This is a genomic window from Rhodoglobus aureus (assembly GCF_039527955.1).
Classification (GTDB): Bacteria; Actinomycetota; Actinomycetes; order Actinomycetales; family Microbacteriaceae; genus Rhodoglobus; species Rhodoglobus aureus.
Window position 1 is genome coordinate 45,757 of record NZ_BAAAKW010000068.1, and the last position, 7,446, is coordinate 53,202.

Annotated in this window: 7 protein-coding genes; 3 read left to right on the forward strand and 4 right to left on the reverse strand. The window is 57.6% G+C overall.

Annotated elements, in window-relative coordinates; translation table 11 throughout:
* Positions 1-471 precede the first annotated feature (471 nt).
* Together ABD112_RS13560 and ABD112_RS13565 are read right to left on the reverse strand one after the other, a co-directional pair.
* A complete protein-coding gene (locus ABD112_RS13560; protein ID WP_343926703.1) occupies positions 472-2,202 on the reverse strand; it encodes a cell wall-binding repeat-containing protein in 1,731 nt (576 codons plus the stop codon).
* A 112-nt stretch (positions 2,203-2,314) separates the two neighbouring features.
* Positions 2,315-3,472, reverse strand: coding sequence for a glycosyltransferase (locus ABD112_RS13565; protein ID WP_343926704.1), 1,158 nt, complete (start codon positions 3,470-3,472; stop codon positions 2,315-2,317).
* Positions 3,473-3,603: 131 nt separating this feature from the next.
* Between ABD112_RS13565 and ABD112_RS13570 the strand changes: the two genes are divergently transcribed.
* Genes ABD112_RS13570 through ABD112_RS13580 form a run of 3 tightly spaced genes read left to right on the forward strand, consistent with a single transcriptional unit; the run spans position 3,604 to position 6,275 of the window.
* On the forward strand, positions 3,604-4,215 hold the full coding sequence (locus ABD112_RS13570) for an acyltransferase (RefSeq protein ID WP_343926705.1): 612 nt from the start codon (positions 3,604-3,606) through the stop codon (positions 4,213-4,215).
* Positions 4,212-5,288, forward strand: coding sequence for a DegT/DnrJ/EryC1/StrS family aminotransferase (locus ABD112_RS13575; protein WP_343926706.1), 1,077 nt, complete (start codon positions 4,212-4,214; stop codon positions 5,286-5,288). Before ABD112_RS13570 ends, ABD112_RS13575 begins: the two co-directional genes overlap by 4 nt.
* Positions 5,289-6,275: a Gfo/Idh/MocA family protein gene (locus ABD112_RS13580; protein WP_343926707.1), complete on the forward strand. Its 987-nt coding sequence runs from the start codon at positions 5,289-5,291 to the stop codon at positions 6,273-6,275.
* Between the two features lie 16 nt (positions 6,276-6,291).
* Here the strand turns inward: ABD112_RS13580 and ABD112_RS13585 are convergent, their stop codons facing one another.
* Together ABD112_RS13585 and ABD112_RS13590 are read right to left on the reverse strand one after the other, a co-directional pair.
* Complete coding sequence (locus ABD112_RS13585) at positions 6,292-6,642, reverse strand: DUF2304 domain-containing protein (RefSeq protein WP_343926708.1); 351 nt, start codon at positions 6,640-6,642, stop codon at positions 6,292-6,294.
* A gap of 6 nt (positions 6,643-6,648) precedes the next feature.
* The gene (locus tag ABD112_RS13590) at positions 6,649-7,314 is read right to left on the reverse strand and encodes a glycosyltransferase family 2 protein (protein ID WP_343926709.1); all 666 of its coding nucleotides are present in this window, start codon (positions 7,312-7,314) and stop codon (positions 6,649-6,651) included.
* Positions 7,315-7,446: the final 132 nt, after the last annotated feature.

Below are 7,446 nucleotides of genomic sequence, written 5' to 3' on the forward strand. Positions count from 1 at the left end.
TCGAAGTGCCGACGCTGCCAGCGCGTAGATGCGTAGGATACCGATGACGGCACAGTGAAATCCGACGAAAAGCGTATTGTTCCCCTAATTACGGTGAGGTTTGCGGCGCGCACACCCAAAGTCTGTTCGACAGCCCGCGCCCACTGAAATCCCTGACCGGCAAAGTTGGCTGGAGCGATGTACAGGTTCGGCTGACCGCTCGTGGCTTCAGGGACCGGCGGCACTTCCGCTACTCGGTAGCGAAAGCGCTTGGCTCGCAATTGGCTAGAAAGTCTTTCAGGAAGCAACTCACGCAGAGTTAAGAGAAATCTTGTGAACCAGTGCTTCATAAGGGCAATGATGTCAGACGATCTTGTTCGGCGTCACAGAAGAGCTGAAGGCCTCGGGTAGGGCAATAGCACGGGGTGGCTGTGGGCCAGAGTTCCCGTGTGGTTGGTCAGCGGGCGCACTAAAATGCGCCCTCGCGATTTTCTATCTGCTGCAGTTATTGTAGGTAGCCACGCCCTGGCTGAGCGCCCCTGTGCCACCGAGGACGAACACCTTAGTGGCTGCCAGATCCTTGACAGCCTGCAGCACTGGCTTAGGCACACACGTTGGCTGCACTATGTAGAGAGGAGCACTAGTCGCCCCGGCAATGGCCGCGCCCGAAAGAGCGTCGGGGAAGTTGGTGCCCGTCGCGAAGTAGACCGAGCTCGCGGTCGAAAACGCAGCACGGTTGATTAGCTGGGACGTTACAAAACGGTTTGAGCCTCCGTAGCGTGTCACATTTGCGCCGCCGAAGATCCCGTCAAGTTGAGCCTCAATTCCGGTCGAGACAACACCGGTACCGCCCGCAATGAAGATTTTCGACGCCCCTAAAGTTGTCAAGAGGTCGAGCGTTTGCGAGTCAAGTGAGGAGTTTCCGCCCTTCACCAGCACCAACGGCCCGCCAATGCTAGCGGCAGCAGAGCTGGCCGAGAGCGCGTCGGGGAAGTCCGTTCCGGTCGCGATGTAGACCGACGTGGTTGCTCCCGCTGGGAATGCGTCGCTCGCAATCATTCGAGATGTCTCGTAGCGATCGCCGCCATAGAGCCGCTGCACAGAGCCTGCCAAGGTTTTCAACTCGCTTACGACCGCGTTTGAGACGACCGTGGGCCCGCCGAGTACGACAATTTCTTTCGGCTGCAAGCGCGTGAGTTCGGCTCTGACGCTTGACGGAATCGAGCCAGCTGCGACAAGAAGCAGCGGCGATTGCGTTGTAGCAGCCGCGGTCGAAACGCTGAGTGCGTCCGCGAATGCCACACCGGTCGCAACGTAAATGCGATCGACGCCCGGAGTCGGGTAGTTCTTATTTGTGAGCGCGGCGGAGACTGCGTAGCGGCTACCGCCACCGATCCGTTCCACAGCTGCGGTCGGAGTGATATCTGTCGGGTTACCGAACCATGAGTAGTAAATGTTCCAGAAGTTGCGGTTGCCACGCGAGGAACAACTGTCGCCCGTGCCATTGAGGTTAGCGAGCGCTGCAGCATTGGGGACGTATGGCGTGTAGTTGTAGAGCGCAGCGGTCGCGTAGTTCTGGATGGCGATCGTCTTTGTTCCGCACGCGGTGTTGAGGTGATAGAGAATTTTGTGGGTGCCTGGTTGCCTTTTGAAGTTTGCCGCTTTGTATGCCTTGAATTGCCGGGTTCCTTCATAAACTTGGTATCCGAATCCCTCATAGGCGGCAGAGCAGCCGCCGTCGTCTGGGCATCTGTTGCCGAGCGCATAGTTGATGTTCCAATAACTCGGGTTTGGGTTCGTTATCAAACTCTGTTCCTTTTGCAGAGTAACGAGGATGACTTTGGCGCTGATTCCACACGCGACCTGTGCCCGATAGATGATCGTCGACGCGAGCAAATTACTGCCGCCGTTGATCGCTTCGCATATCAGATTCCCGGTGGTTTGCGAAACCTCTTTAGGCCGGGTGTCAACGTTTTGCCGCAAACTCTTGAGGATGCCCGTCTTAGAGTTCAAAAACGACTGAATCTGGGCCTCAGTCATCGCGCTACCGTTGTAGAACTCGTCATCGCTGATTATGTTGCCGGGGTCGAACTCACTGCCGCTGATGGCCGCTGCGGGAGTAGCGGGCCCCTGAACAACGACTCCGGCGGCAAGCACCGCTATCGCGCCAACCATCGCGGTTAGACGATATAAACGGCCTTTTGCTGCCACAAACTTATGCATCGAACATCCCCCCGGCGAACCTACGTTGTTAAAGGATATGCCTTATGGGGGAATTGTGAAGTCCCTCTTTGAGTGACACCGTGCGTTGCACCACTTGAGCGCAAAATTTGCGCTAACGCAGGAAGGCCTCAAGCACTACGGCAGAGCGCCGACCGTCATGCACTTCGCGCACAAACTCAGGGCCCCGTTTCGCGTGCTCAATAAAGCGTTCTCGGTCTGCGCAGATGGTTCGCAGCGTCGCTTCCAAAGTGTCGACGGTTGCATCGATCACGGGGACTGCTAATCCCGTCACGGACTCAGCATGCTCCCGCACGTCGGGAAAGAGGTGAGCAATCACAATTCGTCCAGCAGCGAGAGCCTCAACCGCGGTAACGGAGTAGGTTCCGATGCGGAATTGTTCCAGAACGATGTCAGCTTCCCGGTAGAGCGCTGGCATTTCTGCAGAGGGAACCCCAGCAACCCTCTTGTACTCAATAATCCCAGCGTCATGGAGGCGAGTAAGGACCGGTTCAATCAGCTCCGAGCCCTTAATCCAAGCATTAGAAGGAGCGTGAAGCACAAGCGGCCGTGATCGCACCAGAACAGGAGACTCGTTCTCCCAGCGCTCAGGCTCGACTACCAGCGGGACCCATGTTGCTGATGGCCAGTCCCCCAGCAGGTCAGGGGTCGTCACCAGCACGGGAGCACCCAATCGCTCTAGGGAAGCCCGGTTTTTCTCCGCAATCGCTCGAAAACGGTCAGCTCGTGGATTGCTCTCGTGAAATGGTGACCAGCGGTCCCGCTCTCGGTGCAGGTCGGGTGACCGAAGATCCGATCCGTGAGAGAGCATGACGACGTGAATCCCGTGCGAGCGCAGCTTCTCCACTTCTGCTTCAACCCCGCCTGAGAAAAGCTCCCCGAAGAGGGGCATTTCGGACTCATAGATGACATGGGTAAAGTTCGCCAACACGTAGGCAAGTTGCTGCTTTTGCCACCGCCGCGAGGACCGAAAGACATTTGGAGGCACAGAGATATCAGCGGGAAACCCGAACGTACCGGTGATCCGCTGCATACTCACTGCGCCGACTCCTGGGAGCGAATCGATCGCCCGCGCATATCGGTAGCCTTGGCCGGCATAATTTGCGGGACCAATGAATACACGAATCGGAGTTGACGGAACAGCGCTAAGCAGAGGCACATCCGAAGCCCGGTACCTGAACTTCTTAGAACGCAGACGACCACCAATCCAGTCAGGAAGTCGCGACCGAAGTTCTTGAAGGAATCGATTCACAAGGGAAGTGTCTCACGGGGCAGCACGGCCCCTGGACGACGTTCCCGGCACACGCTATACGACACATCTGAATCGACGGAATAGGATGGAGCCTGACCTGCCGCTCACCCCGCGATCGCTACGGAGCATGAATGCACGAATCGAATACTCTGCGACACCCCAGCGCTGATATTGCCGCGACAGCGACGCTCGCAGAGAGTGTTCGTGTGTGGCACTACGCCCAGATTCGAGAGAACGCGAACCTCGGAGAGAACTGCATCGTCGGGCGCGGTGCTTATGTCGGCACTGGCGTAGAAGTCGGACCCAACTGTAAGATTCAGAACTACGCGCTCGTCTATGAACCAGCGAAGCTTGCTGCCGGGGTTTTCATTGGCCCCGCAGTTGTGCTCACGAACGACCACTTTCCTCGTGCCATCAATGCGGATGGCACCCCCAAGTCTGCAGATGACTGGCACCCTGTGGGGGTTGACATCCGCGAAGGTGCTTCCATCGGCGCCAACAGCACGTGCATCGCGCCGATCGTGATCGGCCGCTGGGCTCTTGTAGGAGCGGGTTCCGTCGTCGTCAAGGATGTGCCAGATTTCGCGCTCGTCGTGGGTAGCCCCGCCAAGCGAGTCGGCTGGGTAGGTACTGCCGGGCATCCGCTAAAAGAGACTTCTCCCGGCGAGTGGGCATGCCCCGTCACCGACGCGAAGTATCGCGAAATAGCTACCGACCAATTGATTGAGGTGCAGAGTAAGTGATTCCCGCAGCTAGGCCAGAAATCGGCCAAGAAGAACGCGATGCCGTTGACCGCGTCATGCGTTCAGGGATGCTTGCGCAGGGCCCCGAAGTAGCCGCATTCGAGACCGAGTTCTCGGCAATCGTTGGTGGCGCGCACTCAGTCGCCGTCAACTCCGGAACTTCCGCACTCCACATGGCTTTTGTCGCAGCAGGCATCGGCCGAGGCGATGAAGTTATCGTTCCCTCGTTCAGTTTTGCAGCCACCGCAAACGCCGTCGCGCTCGCCGGTGCAACGCCGGTGTTCGTCGATATCGAGAAAGATTATTTCTCGATCAATCCCGCAGCAGTTGACGCAGCAATCACGCCAAAGACTCGCGCGATCATGCCCGTTCACCTCTACGGCCACCCAGCGCTAATGGTTCAACTCACCGAGATCGCCAAGAAGCACGACCTGCTTGTCTTTGAAGATGCGGCTCAGGCCCATGCTGCCTCGGTCGACGGAATTCCGGTCGGCAACTGGGGTATTGCGGGATCGTTCTCGTTCTATCCCACGAAGAACATGACCTCGGGCGAAGGTGGCATGATCACCACTTCCTCCGACGAGTTGGCTCGTATGGCCCGCGTGCTGCGCAACCAGGGCATGGAACGCCGCTATGAAAACGAGGTTGTCGGCTTCAACACCCGCATGACCGATATCCACGCAGCTATTGGGCGAGTTCAGCTCGGCAAGTTGTCCGGATGGACGAAGCAGCGCCAAGACAACGCACAGTTTTTTGACGAGAACATTTCGGGCGTCGTCACGCCGCCAACAGCCGAGGGTTCGGTTCACGTGTACCACCAGTACACGATCCGTGTCGTTGACCACGACCGTGACGCGTTTGCTGAAGCGCTGGCCGCTCGCGGCGTTGCTACCGGCGTCTACTACCCCACGCCCATCCACCGCCTGCCGTCGTTCAAGCTCGACCTCGACCTCCCCGTCACCGAGGAAGTCGCCACGCAGGCGCTGTCACTGCCCGTTTACCCCTCACTGACCGAGCAAGAACGTGACACCATCGTGGAGTCAGTAAACGACGTGGCAAAGGCAGGCAGCTAAATGACACTACGCGCAGGCGTACTCGGGCTCGGAGTAATGGGCCGTCACCACAGTCGTGTTCTCAACGAGCTCGAGGGCGTTGAGTTCCAAGGGGTCTACGACCCCTCGCCCACCGTCGCCGACCAGATCGAGGGAAAGCCGGTCGTTCGTGACTTGGACAAATTCCTCGACATGGGCTTCGACTACTGCGTAGTCTCGGCACCCACCACGTACCACCTCGACATCGGTCGCACGCTTGCCGAACGTGGCATCCATGCCCTAATTGAGAAGCCCGTTGCTTCGACAACAGCAGATGCGATTGAACTTCGCGACCTGTTCGATAACGCAGGACTGATTGGTGGCGTCGGCCACATCGAACGTTACAACCCCGCCCTGCAGTCCGCACGCAAGCGTATCGAAGAAGGTCTACTCGGTGACATCTACCAGATCACGACCCGTCGCCAAGGTCCATTCCCCGGGCGGATTGCAGACGTCGGCGTAATCAAGGACCTCGCTACTCACGACATCGACTTGACCGCATGGGTCACTCAGCAGGAGTACGTGTCGATCAATGCGCGAACGGCGTTCCGCAGCGGTCGCGAGCACGAGGACATGGTCGTCGCCGTGGGCACCCTCAGCAAGGGCACGATCGTTAGTCACACCGTGAACTGGCTGACACCGTTCAAGGAGCGCACCACAATCATTATCGGCGAGAAGGGTGCGCTCGTTGCGGACACTCTTACCGCTGACCTGACCTTCTTCGAAAACGGGGTCGGTCGCCACGAATGGAACGATATTTCACAGTTCCGCGGTGTGAGCGAAGGCGATGTGACTCGCTTCGCGCTCGACAAGAAGGAGCCGTTGCGCGCTGAACACGAAGCGTTCAGAGACGCAGTGCTCTCGCGTGGAACTGGTGCGATCGTCACTCTCGCTCAGGGCGCAGCCGTTGTTGCTATTGCCGAGAAACTGGTTGCCGACGGCTTAGAGCACCGCATTACCGCGCTGTAAGCACCCGCCAAGCGCGCTAGTCGTCCAGATTGTTGTGCTGAGCCTGCTCACTTGTGAGTGCCAGCTGCCGAGCAATCTCGGTCATGTCGTTTTCTAGACGGCGAAAACGGCGATACGTCGCGCCGACGAACGCGAGGAACGCGAGCACTGTGATGTAGAGCAGCAGGTCTGCACCACGCCCAACGCCCAGTAGGCGTGCAGCGAAAGTCCATACCTGCGGCGCGATGATCGACGATCCCGCGGCGAGGATAAAGATGAGCATGAATAGTCGCTGAACTGCCTGACGTCGAGCTCCACCTCCACGGAGAGTCAGCAGCGCAACTAACACCACTGCAACGAGTGCAAGAATCTGAAAAATGATAGTCACGATGCCCTACTTGAAGATAATTTCCACGAGGATATTTACGGAGTTGAGCACAGACTGGCCCTTGCCGCGGGAGTAGTCGGTATAGACAATATGTGTGGGGTGTTCAGCCCATTTAGCGTCGTTCAGGCGAATTTGGTCAATGAGTTCAGACGCATGCGCCATGCGGTTCTGCTTGAGTTGCAACTTCATAAGAAGATCGCGTGAGATCACTCGAAGTCCGTTGTGAGCGTCGGTGAGCGCCATCCCTGTCGTCATTCGCGTATACGCAGTCGCTAGTCGCAGAACACCACGCTTGAGCCGGCTCATGTCCGTACGATCGTCCAGAAAACGCGACCCGATCACGATGTCTAGGTCTTCATCACGAAGCTTCTGAACCATCTCAAGTGCGTCCGCGACCTGATGCTGACCGTCCGCGTCAAACGTGACAATCTCAGTCATCTCAGGAATCGCTCGCACAAACTCGAAACCGGTTTGAAGGCTCGCACCCTGGCCAAGGTTAATGGGATGACGTACAACAATCGCGCCGGCTGATTCTGCTTGAGCGACGGAATCGTCACTCGAGCAGTCATCGACGCAGACGACGTGAGGAATTGACTTACGAAGCTCAGTAATGACCGACGCGATGACGCTTTCTTCATTGAACATCGGGACAACTGCCCAAGTTTGCGCCATACTTCTAGTTTCGCACAATCCAGACGCCCCGGGTTCTAAGCGGAAGTGCAACACCTTCTAAGTTGTGGTTATTGAGATCACTCCGAGAAGGGTTGCACTTCCTTGACCGCACATTACAGACATTTGATGATC